The following is an 18,009-nucleotide window of genomic DNA, read 5'->3' as shown; positions in this document are numbered from 1 at the left end:
TTTTTTTATGCCTGCTATCACACCACACAGAACGCACGTAGCCGCACGCATCAGAACAGCCACTCGACTAATCACCCTCACATGGATCATCCGCACAGTAGGGCACAGGTGCAGCAACAGCCCCACAATGACGAAAACGGCGCTACATCGCACCCGCCTGTGGGTTTTACATCATAAAAATTTTTCAGTTTTATTTTTATGCAAACCGATGCGCCAGTGCACGCGGCTGCTGGCTTTCTGATGTAATTAGGAAAATTAAAATCTTGAAAAGATTTTGAGTGCTTTTCAGTTTGAAGGATCAATATTGGATCTTGGTAATTGCACAGCTCAATGAGAAAAAGACAAGATTGTTATTTGCAGATTATTGGATCTTGAATGGATCTGCTGCTTGAGCGTAAGCAATGTCCATTTGGCCATGATTGGTTAGGGGGCTGCGGTAAAATTGACTGATTCGAATGGACTGAAAAACAGAGGGGTAAAAACAGTGTCAGGCGTCATTAAAAATTAGCACGATTATAGGTGGTTGTGCTTTCCAAAAGTTTAAATGACGCTAAGAATTAACCGTTTATTGTCAACCTAAATTATCACAAGACGAATTGTTTAAATTTTTCTCTGTTCGCAACAAGGTAAGATGGGAATTTATCATTAGTTAACTCTTGCCTGACAAGTTTTCTTTCCCTATTCCATAAATCTTTACCATTTTTCAACGCATCAATAATGTGCTCTTTATTATTTAAATGAGGTAAATCATATTCGGTATGAGAAATTGAAGACATTTTTTCTGATATCCGTTCTGGAGTCATAATCCATGAGAAATGCCAGCCTGCATTTTTTATGACCTCGCTGCGTAACTTAAACCAGTTTCTTGAAATAAAATTACTGTATAATTCTGATTTCTTTATGTTTCGGAACAACTCTGGTTTACCGTCAAAATAATGTTTGAGATTATGCATATTAGTAGCCCGTGGTAATCGGCATTGACGCTCTGATCCGTCAGCATTGAATACTTGAAGATTAAATTGATAATTATAAAAAGGCATATACAATATCGTACATAATTTCTTGGGGTTTATTTTTTTTATAATTGCTGAGTTAAAAATTTCATCAACATCGGAAATTAATATCAAATCTTCATCCTTAGCCTTTTTTAATCCTCGCATTATAGCGTTTCTTGTTGCAGCCTCGTTTGCCCAGGCATCATAGTTCCCTGCTTTACCATTTTCTAGAATTGGTAACTCATCAAAGACAACATAGATAATCTTATCTTTAAATCTTTCATATTTATCTATATCGAAATTTAATTTCTTAGTTTTCCCAGTGAATGTATGAGTAGATTCTACAATGACAAAATAATCTACGGCATCGTCCAAACTATTTAATCTTATATCAAGTAGCATATCTTCGTCGTAGTATAAAAAACAATCATAAATCATTAGGTATTCCTTGCGCATTGAGTTAGTTCCAGCGTCTTATGTTCACAAATGATAGATGCTGCTGTCTAGCTTTTGGATCTCGGTGGACAAAAAGGGGGCAATGAAAGCCAAATACGAAAAAGCCACCTCAAGGAAGGTGGCTTAAGAGCATGATTTAAATCACTAAATTTGGTGGCCCCTGCTGGGTTTGAACCAGCGACCAAGCGATTATGAGTCCCAATTTGAAGCGAGTAAAATCAGTAACTTACTGATTTATATGTTTTCTTCAGGCCGAATAGTGATGAAAAGTGGCACATAGCGTTGCGCTCTGCTGCCACTTTGCTGCCACTTACGGGGGATAATAAATTTAAGAATTCTTAACGAGTTCACTTAAAAAAGATTGCAATGCCTCTGATGGTTCATGAACATCACTGACAATCATTTTCACTCCTCTTGCATCTAATATTTTCTCTTGCACAGGGTTTGGTCTTGTTGAGAAAACGAAAGACTTTGGTCTGGATGTTGAAGTGTTGCTATTTTTTTTCCATAGCTTATCTAACTTATAAAATAATAGTTTTATATTCCAATCTGAAAGACTATAACCAATGAAAAGGACTGATTTACCTAACATGTCGCTTCTGAATTTTATGTCTAACGGGCTATCAAAATCTAAACGATCAAAATAGCTTGATTCACCAAGCACAATCGATGAGTCATCCGAAAAATCCCCATGAAGCTTGACTACTTGTGTTACATCGCTTTTTATATCTGCTATATCAGACACATCAACGATAACTTTATGTTTTTTATTATAATGTTTAAGTGAATGCTCAATCCATCTGTCGTAATTAGTTGTATAGATTATTGGGAAGTTACCGGTTGCAATATGTCGATGGATCTCAGAGTCTTCGATTTTTATATCACCACTATGCCACTTTGTATCCATCCAACTTCTTAACTTCCCGATCTTGTTGTTATTATTCAATAAGTAATATTCAGCTAGACTTAAGTAATCACCGTATGTAAGGAATACATCGTCGTCGAACTCAAGTTCATTTGCGATTTCACTAATCAGTTCCTTCCAGTCTGGAAGATTAAGGTTTTTTGAAACGCCAGCTCCAATAAAAAGAATGAGATTGTCATTTTTATAAGCATCCAATAACTCTTGATCTAACATCACTTTTCCTCCAGTAAATGTGCCGAAAGCTTATCCAATGCTAATTTCCTCATGGATATTTCATTTTTTTTATCGCCCATCTCAGCAAAGCTTTCTTGGTAACCATTTGGTATAAATATACAGTCCCACTGAAAATCACGGTTTCCTAATGGTGAATCTGATATCGTTCCTTCAACTTCGCCTTCGAAAAAGTGTATTTTCTTTCCATCGCAATAGCCAATTACTGTTTTAGCAATTGCAGCCTTATCTTGATGAGAGTTGAGTAGTGATATGAACCCTTCCGCTTCAAGATCATCCCAAAATATTTGAGTTAACCCACCAGGTAACTCTTTTAATGATTTTAAATATAAACCAGTATGTTCTACAAAAACTGGTCTTCCTATCTGCTTGAAGGCTTTTAATAATTTATCTCTAACTAAATCCTGCGTATTTTTACTCTGTATTTCTTCAATTTTTATATTTGCACTCACCACCTCAACCCGATCACCTAAGATATCATTTATTTCCTTGATTTTATTCGGATTGTTACTCAGGAAATGTAGTTTCATATTATTCCTTTAATAAAAGTATATTGTTTTTGATATTCATACATGTTTTTGGAAAAGTTAGGGATTATAATTTCTTTATTGCAATAACCGTAATCATCAATAAGGCTTGTCTCTTGTATCCCCGGATTATCTGAGCAAACAACAAAGGGAACTTCGAAATTCAAAAACTCTTGAAGAGAATGTCCTTTGGCTATATTTGTAGCACCTGTCATCACGTTGCTTAAAGGGCATACTTCAACACAAACTTGATTCTTACTTAGCATCTCTAATACATAATTATCGTTTTTAGCGCAAGTTCCGTGGCCTATTCTATCTGCTTCGAAATGAGTTATGGCTTTTTTAATATTATCGACATTTCCAGTCTCGCCTGCATGAATTGTAATTCCTAATCCTAAATCATGTTTGCATTTTTTAAACAAGTTGTAGATATTATTATCCAGTTCAGCATCCTCATCTCCAGCCAAATCAATACCAACGATATTATTCTGTGAGCTTGATAAAGGAATATTAGTGATGGCGAGTTTAATATGGTCCATGGCCTGTTCGCCTCTCCCAATTGTAATAATTAGCCCAGCCTTTATCTGATATTTGCAGCTATAAATTGTCATGCCTTCTAGAAGCCAATCTAATGCCTCGAGATAAGTAATCCCACAATTTCTAGCTAAATGGATTACCGTGTGCCTGATCTCAACAAATTTTATGTTTGTTTCTGCCATGGCTATAAAAAAAGCCTCAATCATAGTATTTAATTGAACTTTGTTTATAGGGATAAGCCGAAGAAATTCCCAGGGCTTAAGATACTCTATCAATCCAGACGATTTCTTATTAACTAACAATTTGCTGTGATGGTAATTAATTTCATTCAATCGATCAGCAGAATTATTTTCTACAATGATTCTATCAACAATTTCTGGAGGTAAAGCTCCATTGAAATGTACGTGTAATTCACCTTTTGGAGTAACTAAAAAATCATCCATGCGTTATCCTAATTTAAATTCACATTTTCTCTTGAAAATTTTGTTGTTGGTTTGAGGCGTTTATTGGCAGCCACGATATTAATTATATCAATTTGTCATATGGAAGAGTTAGATATAATTAATAGGATTAAGCCGCGTCGCTTCAGCTAAATGGTCTGGCGCGAAATGCGCGTATCGCATCGTCACCTTAATATCCGTATGCCCTAAAATTCGCTGAAGCACAAGGATGTTTCCTCCGTTTATCATGAAGTGAGAAGCAAAGGTATGACGTAATACGTGCGTTAGCTGCCCGGCAGGTGTCTCGATGCCGGCGCGCTGCATGGCTTTTCTAAAGGCTGAGTAACAAGGTTTAAAGAGCACCTGCGCTTTTCTGCTGGATGGCAGTTCAGCCTGTAATTTTTCAGTTATCGGCACCGCGCGGTTTTTCTTGCCTTTAGTTTTCACATATATGATCTGACCGGCGCGGATTTGGTTTCCCTTCAAGCCTTCGGCCTCACTCCATCGTGCGCCAGTTGCCAGGCAGATTTTCACAATGGCCGTTAGGTCTTTGGAGCGGCTGTTCTCACATTCGGCGAGAAGCGTTCTAATTTCCTCAATGGTGAGATACGCCATTTCCGATTCATTGATTTTAAACTCGCGCACGTTCTCTAGCGGGTTAGGTGCGGTCCATTCATCTAACCGGCGTAACTCGTTAAACATCGCCCTAAAATACGCCAATTCTAAATTGACCGTTCGAGGCGTAACTGTCTTCACTCGAGTGGAGCGTGTGATCTTTCCGCTTAACCGCTGCTCGCGATAAGACGCAAAGATTTTCGCGTTAAACTCGGTTGCGAGTGGGTTTCCCATAGCCTCGCAGGCGAACGCCATTGTGGTTCGCCGCTTCTCACCATCCGCCAACGTAATGCCATGCGTGTTGAACCACAATTCAACAAGCTCAATTACCCGCCGCTTATCTGCTTTCTCTCCCAGCCAGGGCTTTTCTTGAGCCTGCTCTTTTACAAACTTCTCATAGGATTGCGCTTCGCCCTTAGTCGCAAACTGGCGGCGAATCCTTTTGCCATCACGGCCGTTTGGGAAAACCTGTGCCTGCCATTTCCCATTGGGTAATTTGTTTATTGCCATTCCATGCCTTAAAGGTATTCGGTTCGGGTGATCACTTTGCCTAAAACAACGATGTCACTTGATTGGCACTCGAATGAAGATTTCCCATTCTCGACACGTATTCTTCCACCGGGAAAACGTACCAGTTCTCGGATGCTTACTAACTTATCAATCTCGATAAGCCACAGCCCATCGACGATCTCGCCTTCATAGGTATCAACCAAATAAGTGCTTCTATCTGCGTTGATCACAAACGGGGCATTCAAGCCTTCGGGTAGTGATGCTTTATCCAGAATGAAATCATCCATAGGTTCTAAAATCCCATTTGAGATTTTTTTGTGTCTCGCAATCACAACACGGGATTCCTCCACTTCCATAAAGCGTGCACCTTTACCTGTAGTAAGCCAGGTAAGTGATGCTCCCGTTTCCACATGGCAGATGATCACCCAGTCAGCTGGGAAGGTATCGCGGGCAGAACGGTTGGCTAGCGTGCTTTGCGAAACGCCCAAATGGGTGCATAGCGCCTGACGGCTGCTGAATCCGTACGCTTCAACTAAGCGAAGAATCGCGTCTTTACCGCCCCGGTTACTCTCTACCGCTTCACGAACCACTTTCGCATCATGGCGATTTGTGTTTTCTTTCGTTGACATATCCGATTTGTGATCCTATTCTTCGGTCTGTGATGAGATGAATAGCGTTTAATAGTGAGATCTAATACCTAAACCGAGGAATACTGCATCATGACCCGTAAACTTTCAATGCGCCCATCAATCAATCTCGTGATTTCAGAACCGTACATTACCGTAGAGGAGTTCTGTCGCCGCACGGGTTACAAGAAAGGCACTGTTCGCCAGATGTACCGCGAAAACCGCCTACCTATCAGGAATAAGGATGGGGTTAACGGCCTTATCGAAATCAACATGCTTGCCCTAATTATCGAAGCAGCAGCCGGTCATGAAATCACAATGCAGGCTTGATGCATCCATATTGGGATAACGTGAGGTATTAAGCATGTTTGATTTCAGTGTCTCCACACAAAGCCATTTTGATGAAGCGTGCCGCGCGTTTTCCGCGAAACACAACATCATCCAGCTGGCTAAAAAGGCGGGGCTTAATCCGCAAACCATCCGAAACAAGCTAAACCCGGATCAGGTCCATCAGCTTACCGTTCGTGAAATGCTGATCCTGACCGACCTGACGGAAGACTCAACGCTGGTTGATGGTGCATTGGCTCAACTGCAATGCCTGCCATGCGTGCCGGTAAACGAAATCGCTCAGGAGAACTTACCGGCTTATGTCCTCAAAGCTACCGCCGAAGTCGGGCAGTTAGCCGCGGGCGTTGTGAGTCAGAAGAAATTTACCTCGGCCTGTCGGCGCGGATTTGTGCAGAACGTTAATGCCGGAATTCGTTGCCTGACGTTAGCTGCGATAGCTGTTCAAACACGCGTGCATTCAAACCCTGCATTGGCTGGCACCGCAGATGTGTTAAGCGGGATCGGCGCATCGATAGGGGTTGTTTAGTTATGGCGTTTTCAGTAGCGCCACTTCTAAAACGGCAAAGCCCTTCACACGCATTCGGTCATGGCTGGATTGCAGCTGAAAATGGCAGGCGCTGGCACCCGGCAAACTCTCAAGCCGAATTGCTGGCAGGTTTAACTGGCAACAGGAAAAAAGCGACATGGCTTACAAAGCTGAAAGCATCACTGTTCAAATGAGCGCCGGGCAGCGAGTTAGCGCGCTTAATCATATTGCCGCACTTCGCACCATGATGTACGGCGATTGCGGTAATGAGCTAAAACGGTTCATCAGTGAAATGCGTAATACTCGTGATCCAAAGTACGAACAAAATAACCGGGCGATGAGCGCCATTTTCTTTCTGGCAAACATCAATAAAGAACGTCACAACGTTGAATACAGTGAATTGACGAGTGACGAAATTACCGCGCTGATAGGTGCAATGAATCACTTTCGCGCAGTCGTGAGTTTATTTCCCAAGAAGCTAACGCTTCCAAATTAATTAACCCGAAAAATAAATGGCGTAAACCCGCCGGGCATTTTTATGCCCAAATTCTGGAGAAAGTTAAATGCGAAATATTGAAACCCGTAATTTTGAAGCTGATGCAGAAGTGCTAAACGCGATGCTGAGTAAGGCCAAAAGTGAGCAGCGATCAGATGATGCGCTGGCCGTATCCGTTCGCCTGGCTGCATTAGCGATTCATGCAAGAAACAAAGAAATGTCAGCTGCTGAAATTATCGAACTGCTGGACAAAGAATCCGTGCGCTTCCAGAACCAATCACGGGAGCTGCACTAATGGCCGACTCAATGGATCTGGTTCAGCAGCGCGTCCAGGAAGAACTGGCGCGCAATCTGGCAACGGCTATTCACCGTCCTGCAGGTGCGAGTAAGTTTTTCTGCCTGTCATGCGATGCAGCTATCCCCGAAGCGCGTCGCCGTGCGTTGCCGGGTGTCGAGCTGTGCGTTACCTGCAAAGAGACTAGCGAACTGAAAAGCGTGCATTACAAAGGGGCCGCGCTTTGAGAGTCCAGGTTGATGATCGCTATGCAGTGCGCGCGCTGAAATCCAGTGAGCCGGGCAAGCCGCAACAGTTGGCGCTGGAGAAATTCAGCTGGCTTGAGATTGATGGCGTCCGTCAGCGCGTGCCGCAAACCATGGCCGTATATGAGTCGGCCGTGCTCCTCACGCGCGATTTGGCCGCTGATGTCATTGGTCGTCATGTTTTGCACGGCCAGATGAAAACAACGGCGGCCTTTGTGGCGGAAACTCGCCGCATTGCTGAGTTGGTCGAGGCTGCGGTGCAAGAGCTGGCTGAACTTAAGGCCGCGCATGTCTGAAAGCCTCCCTGATCTCCTTACTGGTGAATATCACGCCGTAAATCAGCAGCGGCGTGAAGTCTTTGGCATGTCCGCTCCGGCGGATATGTCCCTTTCTGAGCGCCGTCTCTGGAATGTGAATCCAGAGGACCACAACTGGCGCAGCCAATATCTGCAAAATATGCCGGATTATCTGGCCGTTTACTTTGCAGATCGCTACAGCAAAATCCTCTCAGCAAATAATGGCCGCCGTCGGGCCAATGCGTTTCTGCGCCAGACTATCGGTCAGAACGTATTGCCACGCCTGCAGCTGGTTCGCCGTCGCTATCGTCTTGATGAAGCCGCTCAACATGAACTGCCGTTCATAAAGCAGCTTGATCGTCTGCCCACGCTCGACCGGCAGGACGTGCGCGATCTGGCTTATAAAGTTGCATCCTATCTTTCGCTCAGTCTGGCTGAGTTTGTCGATAAAACCTCGATGCCACAGGAAGCGGACGAGCAGACCATAACCTGCATTGCTTATCGCTACGTTGCTGAGCTGGCCGCATTGACCGGCACGCAGCCGCCATATTGGGCGGAGTTCAAAGCCTGCAAAGGTGAGCTGAGCCTGCGCAAGGCGCAATCCGGTTTGTTACGCATGATGGCGCCAGAGTGGTGGCGCGGCCGTCTTAAGCAGATGCGCGATCTCCAGCGCGAGCACATGGCAATCGCCGTTGGGCAGGTGCAAAAATCTGCTTCGCCTTACGTTTCACGCGGCACACTGGCGGAATGGGTTGAGCAGAAGAAACGCAATCGCGAGTTCTTCAAAAGATACGACCTGATGAACAAAGAAACCGGTGATCGTGTCGCGATGGATGAAATGGTCAACCGCAGCACCGCGAACCCGGCCATGCGCCGCCGCGAGCTGATGACCAGAATGCGTGGTTTTGAAGACATCGCCAACGAAAGCGGCTGCATAGGGGACTTTTATACGATCACCGCGCCGTCGCGTTATCACTCCGTTTATAGCCAGGGCGGCTTCATTACCAAATGGAACGGCTCAAGCCCGCGCGATACGCAGCGCTATTTATGCCGCGTTTGGGCGCGTATCCGCGCCGCACTTTCACGCGAAGAAATCCATGTTTTCGGTTTCCGTGTTGTGGAGCCGCATCACGACGGCACGCCACACTGGCACATGCTGCTGTTTATGCTGCCGGAGCATCGCGAGCGTGTGCAGCAGATCATGCGTGAGCACGCCAGCAAAGAAGACGCGGACGAACTGAGCACGCCGCAGGCGCGTAAAGCGCGTTTTCACGCTGAGCCTATCGATCCCACCAAAGGCAGCGCCACGGGTTACATCGCTAAATACATCTCCAAAAATATCGACGGCTTCGCGATGGACGGCGAAAAGGATGATGAAACCGGCTCAAACATGCGTGATATGGCGAAAGCCGTTTGCGCGTGGGCGTCTCGCTGGCGCATCCGCCAGTTTCAGCAGATTGGCGGCGCGCCGGTCACTGTTTGGCGCGAGTTGCGCCGTCTCGGCGATACGCGCCTACCAAACGAGAAGATGGACGCTGTGCTGGCGTCTGCTTCCGTTGCCAGCTGCTGGGCGTCTTACACCATGGCGCAGGGTGGCCCGCTGGTCGCGCGTGATGACTTGGTGATCCGCCTTTGCTACGAGATTACCGAAATGGGCAACGAATACGCGGAGGATGTGCAGCGCGTTCAAGGCATCTACTCGCCTCACTATCAAGATTCTGAAGTATTCACGCGTCTGGTGAAGTGGGAAGCCGTTGCCAAATTAGCCGACGCGTCAGCGGAGGCTGGTCCTTCTGGCGGCATCGCCGCCCCTTGGAGTTCTGTCAATAACTGTACGGGGCCGGAGCGCCGACGGTTAGAGCTGGAACTAAAAGCCCGTGGTTTTGAGGGGCATGAGGAGGAAATTAGCCTCCTTTCCCGAGGATGCAGCATAAATTCAGGCGCGCGAATGCGGCTGTTTTACCGAAACGGCAGACTTCAGGAACAAAAGATAACCATCTGATTAGTCCAGAGGATTTCTCACGGAAGGTAAAAAAACGTTTCACATTTCGAAACTCATAATATACTGTACGTATAACCAGTTGTTCATTGTGCGGAGGGAATATGCAGGATTATTTTTTGGAGTCGATGAAGCTCCAGCGTATTGATTTATTTATGAAACTTGTTGCTGCTAGTGATTGCACGGATGACGAGAAGCAGCTTGCCATTCAGTGGGTCTCTGAACTGACCGATGAGCTGATGCGGAAAGTCAGAAGCCACGAATATTCGCGCATGATGCACGCTTCAGATTAGTTTTTTCAGATGTCACGCGTAGCAAGATGTGATCGGATGGAAGCTACATATCACGCCGGGATGCTTACGGAAGGTGAGTCCGAACTTAACGAGAGTTGCGAGGCGTTAAGCCATGGCTAAAAATCCCGAAAAATTCCAGATCGTTTACCGAGGTGAGGTACTCACTTACTACAAGCCAGGTGAATGGGTGTTTTTCCAACGGCCGAAAGAATGCGGCGGGGGTTACTGGCTCGGTAAAACCTACGACTTCGTTTTCATGCTTGAGATTCCATATCCCATTTCTTTACGGCAGGGCATGGATTTTCTGAACGAAGCAGAAGGAATTGGCATCCACAAATCAGCTTCTGTGGACGACTTCAAACTGGAGTGAAGAGTGCATGACTATGCCGCATGAATTCGCATGATCCGAAAAGGATCGCTTTACCCTCGGCCCGCCAGTTCTGGCGGGCTTTCGTTTATGTCATGCAGGTGCATGAAAACCGCATCATAAAGCGGGCAGGCGTGGCGGGGGTACGAGCGCGCGCTAAAGGTTTTGATGTATAGTCATGCATAAAAATTTAGAAAGGAAAGAGGTTATAAATGTCAATTTATACTTTTATCGGAACTATACATCCAAATAGAGCAATAATAGAGAATCACAATTTCAAAGCTAAAATTTCATTTCATGCAGCTGAAAATAAAACTGCATTTTTTAACGTTGATGTTCGTATTCTTATGAATCAACTCTTGGTGTATGTAGAGGGAGATGATGTTTTTGATCCCTTCACTATGAGAAATTTTGTTCAAGGTCTTGTCGAAGACGATTTAGCAAAAGTTGCTTTTATAACAGGACACAGCTACAGAGCTGAAGTAATGCGGGTTATTAATGATTCATTGGAATGGGATGAGGTATATGGAATTAATAATACACTCATTCAACACTACTATCCAATTAAGGATTATAAGGCATCGCTTGAAAGGATTAGGAACCATTCTAAAGGTGAGATTGGGTATTTTATAAGTAATGCATTATCCAACATGAATGAAGCGCTCAAAAGCATAAATGACTCTTCATTCTATTGTAATCGTGCGTTAGAGTGCTTGAGGAATCATAACTCTTTACGTATGGGGAAAACAAAGGAAAAGGATTGGAATTTATTTAAAGAGACGCTTGGCCTTGAAGGGGATTTTATTAAGGAAAAAGTAGGAAGTCTTCAATTGAATTCACGACATGGTCGCCCAGAAATTCTTTCTGAACAGCAATATAATGAGTGCATCAGGGCGACTTGGGCTGTTTTTTATAAATATTTAGATGTGATTGAGTCGAAGTAATAATAAGGGGCTTCATCATTATTATGATGAAGCCCTACTATTAAAAGTTATAATCAGTAAATTTTATGACATCTTGATTTAACCACTTATTTAATTCTTCTAGCCTTTTTTGAAGGGGAATTAACTCATTGCGTACGAATACCCGACTTGCTTTTTCTACATCGCCAAAACCGCCAGTGTTATTCGGGATAACCCCCATTAATTGCGGCGGCACTCGGTGCGCAGCCATCATGTCGTCACGGCTCACGTTCTTGATATTCAGAAACTCATCTTTAGCCGCCACCTCCGACAGCGGGATGATCTGAATTCCGTCTTTCTTCCCGTTCGGCGAGTACATAAACAAATTACGGAAGTTGCCCGGCCCCTTGGCGCTTTTCATCGCCTGGCGGATATTGTTCACGTCTTCCTGATTCTGTGCCGCATCGGTCATGTACATGATGAAACCGGCGTGGCTGCCGTTAAGGTAATATTTGCGGCGGAACAGCGTTGCCGACTCGTTTAGCAGGGTGGACGGGATCGCCGAAAGATATTCCGGCAGGCCATAAACCTCCTGATTTAAGTCCGGCTCCATCAGGTGAAACACGCTGCCTTTAGTGAACTCATAGGGCTGCGTGTTCATGCCGTACTGAACAAACCAGTAGGTGTCTAAATCCGTGCCGCGTCGGGTGAATTTTGCCAGTGCCGGCTCAAGCGCCAGCACGCCGCCGAGCCTGTTGGTACGCTTCTCCAGATAGGCGTTGCCGAACACCAGATAGTCCTGCACAAAGCGGCTAAACGCCTGCTGACTCAGCAATGGGTGGGGAATGAAGGTGCTGGTCAGGATGTTGCGCTTCACGTTGATCGGCGAACTGTGATGTACGGCTGCGCGGAACGTGCGCGCCAGCCCGTCAAAGCTCACCGGCGGTTCATACCACTTATCCATGACCACGCATTCCACGTAGTCCAGCAGCTCGCGACGGTCCAGCACCGGCACCGGATCGCCAAAGGTGAACGCTTCTGCCGCCGGGCCGCCGGTCATCTGTTGCTGCTGCACGGGCTGCGTGCGCGTACGGTTCCTGCGATTGCTCATTTAAAAAATCTCCATAATGTTGCCTGTGTGGGCGGCTTCGCCCTGTAGCGGTTCGTTTGCCAGCGCGTGCATGGTTGCCCATGCCAGATCGGCGTGGCTTGCTTCTTCGCTACGGCTGGCTTCGTAGGTCGGGCGGTTGCCGCTGGCCGTGGTGGCGCGGCGGATAGCCATGAATGACTGCGCGATGTCGAGGTGCCCGGCGTCGAACTCCAGGCGCCCGCTGCTGATGATGTCGAACGCCTTCAGCACCAGGGCGTTTTTCACGTTCGGGTTGTAGACGAACTCCTTTACCGCCGGATAAAACATCTTCACGTTCTCGTACACCCCGAGGCCCACGCCGGTGGAGTCGATGCCGATATAAGTCACGTTGTACTGCTGCGTCAGCTTTTTGATGGACTCGGCCTGCGCGCGGAAGTCCATACCGCGCCACTGGTGGCGCTCCAGAATGCGGAACTTGCCGCCCGGCACAGCTGGCGGGGCGATCACCACGCACCCGGCGCTGTCGCCGTTCTGCGTACCTTTCGCCGGGTCATAACCGATCCACACTTCGCGCCAGCCGAACGGGCGCAGCGCCAGCGCTTCGAAGTCGGCCCACACTTCCCAGCTGTCCACCATGCACTTTTGCAGCAGCTGCAGCGGGAACACGGACGCCAGATCGTCCACGAATTCGCACATCAGCAGGTTCTGGTATTCCGGCGGGCTGTATTCGAGGCGCAGCTGGTCGAGGTCAAACAGGTTACAGCCACCGCGCACGGCGTCCTCAACGGTGACAATCTGGCGGAACTGGCCATCATCGCAGAAGCGGCCCGGCGACAGGTTCATGTGCGACAGGTCGATGTCCACGCGGTCCGCCTTCGCGCGGCCCCGGTTGAACAGGCCGCCGGACCAGAACGGATAGGCGCTGTGCGTGAGGCTGGACGGGGTGGAAAAATAGGTTTGGCGCCACTTCTTATGCAGCGCCATGCCTGACGCCACCTTGCGCAGCTCCTGAAACTTCGGGATCCAGAAGTATTCATCAAGGTAGAGGTTGCCATGGTAGCTCTGCGCGGTGCGGGCGTTGGTGCCGAGGAAGTACAGGCACGCGCCGTTGCTGAGCGTCATCGGATCGCCCTTTAGCTCAACATCAACCTCTTTAGCGAACTCGATGATGTACTGCTTGAAGACGTGCGCCTGTGCTTTACTCGCTGAAAGGAAAATCTGATTCCGTCCGGTGGTCAGCGCATCCAGCAGCGCCTCACGCGCAAAATAGTAGGTGGCACCAATCTGGCGCGACTTCAGCACGTTGCGGATGCGGTGCTTGTTGCCCGCATCCCACCACTGGCGCTGGTAGCCGAACATCGAGCCGTGGAAAATCTCCTGTAATTTCTCCACTTGTTCGTCGCTAAACACGTTCTTTTCCGGCGGCTTGCGCGGCCCGCTGTTGCGATTCGCCACGTTCGGATTGAGATCCGCCTCGTTGCCGCCGTTGCTGAACTTGCCGATGCGAGCGTGCCGCTCAGACTGGCGCGCCAGCAGGTCAATCTCCTTGAAGTCTCTCCCTTCTTTTGTCTCCTTCATGATCAGCTGGCAGTAGCGCGCGGCGGTGGTCAGCTGCATCTGGTCAAGCGGGCCATAGTCGCCCCACTTGTCGCGCTTCTTCCAGCTGTGAACGGTTGCGGGTTTCTCTCCCAGCATTTCAGCAATGCGGGCGATGCGATATCCCTGAAAGTACAGCAGCATGGCCTGCCTGCGGGGATCGAGGTCTTCGGGGGCGAGTGTCGTTGTCATGGCACCAAAATACGGCCCCGACGATCCCTTTTCTGCCGTCCCTCATTGTGTGGCTGCCCGCACAACGTGCCCGCGTTGTTTCGACCCCCTCTGAACCGCAAACATAAGGCTTCAAAGCGATTTACCCAACGGAGCCTGACCTATGGCAGTTAAAGCAAAGCGTTTTCGTATCGGGGTGGAAGGTGCCACCACGGACGGACGCGAAATTTCCCGCGAATGGCTGGTACAGATGGCCGCCGCCTACAACCCGGCGGTTTATACCGCGACCATCAATCTGGAACACATTAAATCGTACTCGCCGGACAGCACCTTTAACCGTTACGGCACGGTAAGCGCGCTGGGAACGGAAGAGATAACCGACGGCCCGCTGGCCGGAAAGCTGGCGCTGTATGCCGACATCCTGCCGACGGATTCCCTTGTGGCACTGGTGAAGCAGGGCCAGAAGCTTTTCACCTCCATGGAAGTCAGCACCAAGTTTGCCGACACCGGCAAAGCCTATCTGGTTGGCCTGGCAGCCACCGACGACCCGGCAAGCCTCGGCACCGAAATGCTGGCCTTCAGCGCCAGCGCGCAACACAACCCGCTGGCAAACCGCAAACAGCATCCGGAAAACCTGTTTACCGCCGCCACCGAAACTGCGATCGAGCTGGAAGAGGTGGAAGACAAACCCGCGCTGTTTGCCCGCATCACCGCGCTCTTCAGCAAAAAGCAGGTGTCCGACGACGCACGATTTTCTGACGTGCATCAGGCGGTGGAGTTAGTTGCTACTGAGCAGCAGGAATTCAGCACCCGCACCGATAAGGTGCTGGGCGAGCAGGCGGATCGCCTGAGCCAACTGGAAAACCTGCTGGAAACGCAGGTGAACGATTTCACCGAACTGAAGCAGCAGCTGGGCCGCGAAGACAGTCGCGCCGATTTCCGTCAGCGCGCACCGGGTGGAAGCGGTGCCAGTGAGAACCTGACCGACTGCTGATACGGGCCATTCCACTTTACATAACTGATTTCAGAGAAACTGACCGATGAAAAAAACGACCCGATTTAAATTTAATGCCTTCCTCACTCAGCTCGCGAAGCTCAACGATGTGGAAGTGCCGGACATCAGCGCGAAATTCACCGTCGAGCCGTCCGTAGCGCAGAAGCTGGAAAGCAAAATTCAGGAGTCTGCAGCCTTCCTGAAGATGATTAACATCATCCCGGTAGATGAACAGTCCGGTGAAGTGCTGGGGCTGGGCGTAGGTTCGACCATTGCAGGCACCACGGACACCTCTTCACAGGAGCGCCAGCCAACCGATCCGACTTACATCGATGGTACTGGCTACAAGTGCACCCAGACCAATTTTGATACCGCGTTACCTTATGCGAAGCTGGATTTGTGGGCGAAGTTCCAGGACTTTCAGACCCGCATTCGTGACGCCATCATCCAGCGTCAGGCGCTGGACCGCATCATGATCGGCTTTAACGGCGTGAAGCGTGAGAAAACCTCAAACCGCGTAGAAAACCCCCTGCTGCAGGACGTCAATATTGGCTGGCTGGAAAAAATCCGCCAGGAATCACCGGTGCATGTCATTAAGGGCATCCCGCAGGAAGACGGCAGTCTGTCTTCTTCCGTTCGCGTCGGTAAAAACGGTGACTTTGCGAATCTGGACGCTCTGGTGATGGATGCGGTTAACCGCAAAATTGGCGTTCAGTATCAGGACGACACCGATCTGGTAGTGGTTTGTGGTCGCGGTCTGCTGGCAGATAAATATTTCCCACTGGTGAATCAGCAGCAGCCAAACACCGAGGCTCTGGCCGCTGACCTCATTATCAGCCAGAAACGCATGGGCGGCTTACAGGCCGTGCGTGCGCCTTACTTCCCGGCTGATGCCTTACTGATCACCCGCCTCGACAATCTCTCCATTTACTGGCAGGACGAGAGCCGCCGCCGCGCCGTCATCGACAACCCAAAACGCGATCGTGTTGAGAATTTTGAGTCCGTCAACGAGGCGTACGTGGTTGAGGATTACGAATGCGTTTGCCTGGTGGAGAACATTGAAATGGGCGAATTCGCCGCAGCGGCGGCCAGCGGCGCAGAGGCATAAGCATGGCGATGAGTCCTTTTCAGCGGCACACGCAATATGTTCTGGCACAGGAGGCCGCCCGCAAGGGCGGCAATGGCAGCCACTTAAAGGGCTATGACCTGATGCTGATGCAGCTTGGCGAAGACCGCCGCCGCCTCAAGGGCATTCAGTCCACCGTGAAGAAGGCCGAAATCAAGGTGGAAGTCCTGCCTAAATACGTGCCGTGGGTGGATGGCGTGCTGGCCGCCGACGGTGCGCAGCAGGACGACGTGCTGATGTACGTGATGCTGTGGCGCGTTGATGCCGGTGATTATGCCGGGGCGCTCGCCATTGGCCGTCACGCTATCCGCCACGGCTGGTCGATGCCGCAGGGCTTTAACCGCAACGTGCAGACGCTGCTGGCTGAGGAGATGGCCGACGCTGCTAAAAACGCCCTTGTGGCAAAAACCGACTTTGACCCCGGCCTGCTGATGCAGACGCTCGACGTGATCGGCGATCTGGACATGCCCGATCAGTCGCGCGCACGCCTGCACAAGTCGCTCGGCTGGGTGCTTCGCGAAAACCAGCCCGTTGCCGCGCTGAACCATCTGCAGCAGGCCATGCAGCTCGACGAGCGCTGCGGGGTGAAAAAAGACATTGAGCAGCTGGAGCGGAAAATCCGCAACGCCAGCTGATAACCGGACGTGCCCACGCGCGGGGCGGCACGGGGTGGCGACAGGCAGCGCCGCATCAAAACCCCGTCCACCGCCCACCTATTCAGGAGAAATAAGGCATGCAGTTTGTAGCGCCGGAAAAGGCGACGGGAACGCCGGAAATTATCCCCAACAACTCATTCTGGCCGGACATCGATCTGGCAACGTTTCGCAGTGTCATGCGCGTTGACGGTACGGTGACGCCGCAGCGTCTGAAGCAGGTGGTGCTCACCGCAATGGCGGAAGTGAACGCGGAGCTTTACTCGTGGCGCGAACAGCAGGAGCTGCGCGGCTTTAACGGGCTGGCCGATGTCCCGGCGGAGCAGCTGGCCGGGCGCAGCGTGCGTCTGCATCACTATGAAAATGCGGTGTGGTGCTGGGCGCGCGCGGTGCTGAACGAGCGTTATCAGGACTTTGACGCCACCGCTGCCGCTGCCAAGCGCGGGGAAGAGCTGGAAGACGCAACCGGCGATCTGTGGCGTGACGCACGTTGGGCGATCAGCCGTGTACAGAATGCGCCGCACTGCACAGTCGAGCTGATCTGATGAAGGTGCGCGCGCAGCAGTACGACACGGTGGACGAAATCTGCTGGCGTCATTACGGGCGCACGCAGGGTATGACGGAGCAGGTGTTGCAGGCCAATCCGGGGCTGGCGGAGCACGGCCCCATTTTACCGCACGGGCTGGAGGTGGAGCTGCCGGACGTGACGGCGGCGGCCACCGTGCAGGCCGTCCAGCTATGGGACTGAAT

24 protein-coding genes are annotated in these 18,009 nt (G+C 49.5%); 16 read left to right on the top strand and 8 right to left on the bottom strand.

Translation table 11 applies throughout. The features are described from left to right. Nucleotides 1-584 precede the first annotated feature (584 nt). The 6 genes from AAF463_RS16780 to AAF463_RS16755 form a co-directional block, all read right to left on the bottom strand. Entirely contained in the window at nucleotides 585-1,451 is an 867-nt protein-coding gene (locus AAF463_RS16780) for a benzoate transporter (RefSeq protein WP_350261159.1), read from the bottom strand. Between the two features lie 328 nt (nucleotides 1,452-1,779). After that, nucleotides 1,780-2,589: an SIR2 family protein gene (locus tag AAF463_RS16775; RefSeq protein WP_350261158.1), complete on the bottom strand. Its 810-nt coding sequence runs from the start codon at nucleotides 2,587-2,589 to the stop codon at nucleotides 1,780-1,782. Next, complete coding sequence (locus AAF463_RS16770; protein WP_350261157.1) at nucleotides 2,589-3,137, bottom strand: non-canonical purine NTP pyrophosphatase; 549 nt, start codon at nucleotides 3,135-3,137, stop codon at nucleotides 2,589-2,591. The genes AAF463_RS16775 and AAF463_RS16770 overlap by 1 nt, the downstream gene beginning before the upstream one ends. Then, entirely contained in the window at nucleotides 3,134-4,114 is a 981-nt protein-coding gene (locus AAF463_RS16765) for an adenosine deaminase (protein ID WP_350261156.1), read from the bottom strand. The genes AAF463_RS16770 and AAF463_RS16765 overlap by 4 nt, the downstream gene beginning before the upstream one ends. Before the next feature lie 108 nt (nucleotides 4,115-4,222). Further along, entirely contained in the window at nucleotides 4,223-5,236 is a 1,014-nt protein-coding gene (locus AAF463_RS16760; protein WP_350261155.1) for a tyrosine-type recombinase/integrase, read from the bottom strand. Between the two features lie 8 nt (nucleotides 5,237-5,244). Continuing rightward, entirely contained in the window at nucleotides 5,245-5,865 is a 621-nt protein-coding gene (locus AAF463_RS16755) for a phage repressor protein CI (protein WP_350261154.1), read from the bottom strand. Nucleotides 5,866-5,955: 90 nt separating this feature from the next. Between AAF463_RS16755 and AAF463_RS16750 the strand changes: the two genes are divergently transcribed. The 11 genes from AAF463_RS16750 (at nucleotide 5,956) to AAF463_RS16700 (ending at nucleotide 11,671) form a co-directional block, all read left to right on the top strand. After that, nucleotides 5,956-6,192 (top strand): hypothetical protein, encoded by a 237-nt coding sequence (locus tag AAF463_RS16750; protein WP_061720369.1) that lies wholly within the window; start codon nucleotides 5,956-5,958, stop codon nucleotides 6,190-6,192. Nucleotides 6,193-6,226: 34 nt separating this feature from the next. After that, a complete protein-coding gene (locus AAF463_RS16745; RefSeq protein WP_061720368.1) occupies nucleotides 6,227-6,736 on the top strand; it encodes a phage regulatory CII family protein in 510 nt (169 codons plus the stop codon). 2 nt (nucleotides 6,737-6,738) lie between these two features. Then, complete coding sequence (locus AAF463_RS16740) at nucleotides 6,739-6,930, top strand: phage filamentation protein Fil family protein (protein ID WP_110867359.1); 192 nt, start codon at nucleotides 6,739-6,741, stop codon at nucleotides 6,928-6,930. Beyond that, nucleotides 6,894-7,232 (top strand): DUF5347 family protein, encoded by a 339-nt coding sequence (locus tag AAF463_RS16735; RefSeq protein ID WP_350261153.1) that lies wholly within the window; start codon nucleotides 6,894-6,896, stop codon nucleotides 7,230-7,232. The genes AAF463_RS16740 and AAF463_RS16735 overlap by 37 nt, the downstream gene beginning before the upstream one ends. Before the next feature lie 67 nt (nucleotides 7,233-7,299). After that, nucleotides 7,300-7,527, top strand: coding sequence for a DUF2732 family protein (locus AAF463_RS16730; RefSeq protein ID WP_350261152.1), 228 nt, complete (start codon nucleotides 7,300-7,302; stop codon nucleotides 7,525-7,527). Next, on the top strand, nucleotides 7,527-7,754 hold the full coding sequence (locus tag AAF463_RS16725; RefSeq protein ID WP_350261151.1) for a TraR/DksA family transcriptional regulator: 228 nt from the start codon (nucleotides 7,527-7,529) through the stop codon (nucleotides 7,752-7,754). Before AAF463_RS16730 ends, AAF463_RS16725 begins: the two co-directional genes overlap by 1 nt. After that, nucleotides 7,751-8,068, top strand: coding sequence for a DUF5405 family protein (locus AAF463_RS16720; RefSeq protein WP_350261150.1), 318 nt, complete (start codon nucleotides 7,751-7,753; stop codon nucleotides 8,066-8,068). The genes AAF463_RS16725 and AAF463_RS16720 overlap by 4 nt, the downstream gene beginning before the upstream one ends. Continuing rightward, nucleotides 8,061-10,070, top strand: a complete 2,010-nt coding sequence (locus tag AAF463_RS16715; RefSeq protein WP_350261149.1) for a replication endonuclease — start codon at nucleotides 8,061-8,063, stop codon at nucleotides 10,068-10,070. The genes AAF463_RS16720 and AAF463_RS16715 overlap by 8 nt, the downstream gene beginning before the upstream one ends. Before the next feature lie 101 nt (nucleotides 10,071-10,171). Further along, entirely contained in the window at nucleotides 10,172-10,360 is a 189-nt protein-coding gene (locus AAF463_RS16710) for a hypothetical protein (protein WP_049850574.1), read from the top strand. A gap of 112 nt (nucleotides 10,361-10,472) precedes the next feature. Beyond that, a complete protein-coding gene (locus tag AAF463_RS16705; protein ID WP_061720362.1) occupies nucleotides 10,473-10,730 on the top strand; it encodes a hypothetical protein in 258 nt (85 codons plus the stop codon). 209 nt (nucleotides 10,731-10,939) lie between these two features. Continuing rightward, nucleotides 10,940-11,671: a hypothetical protein gene (locus AAF463_RS16700; protein ID WP_350261148.1), complete on the top strand. Its 732-nt coding sequence runs from the start codon at nucleotides 10,940-10,942 to the stop codon at nucleotides 11,669-11,671. 40 nt (nucleotides 11,672-11,711) lie between these two features. On the opposite strand, the gene AAF463_RS16695 is transcribed toward AAF463_RS16700, so the two are convergent. Both AAF463_RS16695 and AAF463_RS16690 read right to left on the bottom strand, forming a co-directional pair. Further along, complete coding sequence (locus AAF463_RS16695; RefSeq protein WP_350261147.1) at nucleotides 11,712-12,740, bottom strand: phage portal protein; 1,029 nt, start codon at nucleotides 12,738-12,740, stop codon at nucleotides 11,712-11,714. Beyond that, nucleotides 12,741-14,507 (bottom strand): terminase ATPase subunit family protein, encoded by a 1,767-nt coding sequence (locus AAF463_RS16690; protein ID WP_350261146.1) that lies wholly within the window; start codon nucleotides 14,505-14,507, stop codon nucleotides 12,741-12,743. A 142-nt stretch (nucleotides 14,508-14,649) separates the two neighbouring features. Here AAF463_RS16690 and AAF463_RS16685 point away from each other — a divergent pair, with 142 nt between their 5' ends. The 5 genes from AAF463_RS16685 to AAF463_RS16665 all read left to right on the top strand — a co-directional run bounded on the left by AAF463_RS16685 (nucleotide 14,650) and on the right by AAF463_RS16665 (nucleotide 18,007). Then, nucleotides 14,650-15,480, top strand: a complete 831-nt coding sequence (locus tag AAF463_RS16685) for a GPO family capsid scaffolding protein (protein WP_350261145.1) — start codon at nucleotides 14,650-14,652, stop codon at nucleotides 15,478-15,480. 46 nt (nucleotides 15,481-15,526) lie between these two features. Beyond that, nucleotides 15,527-16,588: a phage major capsid protein, P2 family gene (locus AAF463_RS16680; protein ID WP_350261144.1), complete on the top strand. Its 1,062-nt coding sequence runs from the start codon at nucleotides 15,527-15,529 to the stop codon at nucleotides 16,586-16,588. Between the two features lie 2 nt (nucleotides 16,589-16,590). Further along, nucleotides 16,591-17,241, top strand: a complete 651-nt coding sequence (locus AAF463_RS16675) for a terminase endonuclease subunit (protein WP_350261143.1) — start codon at nucleotides 16,591-16,593, stop codon at nucleotides 17,239-17,241. A gap of 98 nt (nucleotides 17,242-17,339) precedes the next feature. After that, the gene (locus AAF463_RS16670; RefSeq protein ID WP_350261142.1) at nucleotides 17,340-17,804 is read left to right on the top strand and encodes a head completion/stabilization protein; all 465 of its coding nucleotides are present in this window, start codon (nucleotides 17,340-17,342) and stop codon (nucleotides 17,802-17,804) included. After that, nucleotides 17,804-18,007, top strand: coding sequence for a tail protein X (locus tag AAF463_RS16665; RefSeq protein ID WP_061720352.1), 204 nt, complete (start codon nucleotides 17,804-17,806; stop codon nucleotides 18,005-18,007). Before AAF463_RS16670 ends, AAF463_RS16665 begins: the two co-directional genes overlap by 1 nt. Nucleotides 18,008-18,009 lie beyond the last annotated feature (2 nt).

Source organism: Pantoea sp. BJ2 (genome assembly GCF_040255075.1).
GTDB classification, from domain to species: domain Bacteria; phylum Pseudomonadota; class Gammaproteobacteria; order Enterobacterales; family Enterobacteriaceae; genus Pantoea; species Pantoea leporis.
This window is presented reverse-complemented; position numbering and strand designations above follow the sequence as displayed.

Bases quoted from the DNA above. Each gene is read 5' to 3' on its own strand.
- AAF463_RS16700 (WP_350261148.1), top strand. From the start codon at position 10,940: ATGTCAATTTATACTTTTATCGGAACTATACATCCAAATAGAGCAATA.
- AAF463_RS16675 (WP_350261143.1), top strand. From the start codon at position 16,591: ATGGCGATGAGTCCTTTTCAGCGGCACACGCAATATGTTCTGGCACAG.
- AAF463_RS16670 (WP_350261142.1), top strand. From the start codon at position 17,340: ATGCAGTTTGTAGCGCCGGAAAAGGCGACGGGAACGCCGGAAATTATC.
- AAF463_RS16665 (WP_061720352.1), top strand. From the start codon at position 17,804: ATGAAGGTGCGCGCGCAGCAGTACGACACGGTGGACGAAATCTGCTGG.
- AAF463_RS16735 (WP_350261153.1), top strand. From the start codon at position 6,894: ATGGCTTACAAAGCTGAAAGCATCACTGTTCAAATGAGCGCCGGGCAG.
- AAF463_RS16760 (WP_350261155.1), bottom strand. From the start codon at position 5,236: ATGGCAATAAACAAATTACCCAATGGGAAATGGCAGGCACAGGTTTTC.
- AAF463_RS16690 (WP_350261146.1), bottom strand. From the start codon at position 14,507: ATGACAACGACACTCGCCCCCGAAGACCTCGATCCCCGCAGGCAGGCC.
- AAF463_RS16770 (WP_350261157.1), bottom strand. From the start codon at position 3,137: ATGAAACTACATTTCCTGAGTAACAATCCGAATAAAATCAAGGAAATA.
- AAF463_RS16775 (WP_350261158.1), bottom strand. From the start codon at position 2,589: ATGTTAGATCAAGAGTTATTGGATGCTTATAAAAATGACAATCTCATT.
- AAF463_RS16695 (WP_350261147.1), bottom strand. From the start codon at position 12,740: ATGAGCAATCGCAGGAACCGTACGCGCACGCAGCCCGTGCAGCAGCAA.
- AAF463_RS16745 (WP_061720368.1), top strand. From the start codon at position 6,227: ATGTTTGATTTCAGTGTCTCCACACAAAGCCATTTTGATGAAGCGTGC.
- AAF463_RS16705 (WP_061720362.1), top strand. From the start codon at position 10,473: ATGGCTAAAAATCCCGAAAAATTCCAGATCGTTTACCGAGGTGAGGTA.
- AAF463_RS16765 (WP_350261156.1), bottom strand. From the start codon at position 4,114: ATGGATGATTTTTTAGTTACTCCAAAAGGTGAATTACACGTACATTTC.
- AAF463_RS16740 (WP_110867359.1), top strand. From the start codon at position 6,739: ATGGCGTTTTCAGTAGCGCCACTTCTAAAACGGCAAAGCCCTTCACAC.
- AAF463_RS16750 (WP_061720369.1), top strand. From the start codon at position 5,956: ATGACCCGTAAACTTTCAATGCGCCCATCAATCAATCTCGTGATTTCA.
- AAF463_RS16725 (WP_350261151.1), top strand. From the start codon at position 7,527: ATGGCCGACTCAATGGATCTGGTTCAGCAGCGCGTCCAGGAAGAACTG.
- AAF463_RS16755 (WP_350261154.1), bottom strand. From the start codon at position 5,865: ATGTCAACGAAAGAAAACACAAATCGCCATGATGCGAAAGTGGTTCGT.
- AAF463_RS16685 (WP_350261145.1), top strand. From the start codon at position 14,650: ATGGCAGTTAAAGCAAAGCGTTTTCGTATCGGGGTGGAAGGTGCCACC.
- AAF463_RS16710 (WP_049850574.1), top strand. From the start codon at position 10,172: ATGCAGGATTATTTTTTGGAGTCGATGAAGCTCCAGCGTATTGATTTA.
- AAF463_RS16680 (WP_350261144.1), top strand. From the start codon at position 15,527: ATGAAAAAAACGACCCGATTTAAATTTAATGCCTTCCTCACTCAGCTC.
- AAF463_RS16730 (WP_350261152.1), top strand. From the start codon at position 7,300: ATGCGAAATATTGAAACCCGTAATTTTGAAGCTGATGCAGAAGTGCTA.
- AAF463_RS16715 (WP_350261149.1), top strand. From the start codon at position 8,061: ATGTCTGAAAGCCTCCCTGATCTCCTTACTGGTGAATATCACGCCGTA.
- AAF463_RS16780 (WP_350261159.1), bottom strand. From the start codon at position 1,451: ATGCGCAAGGAATACCTAATGATTTATGATTGTTTTTTATACTACGAC.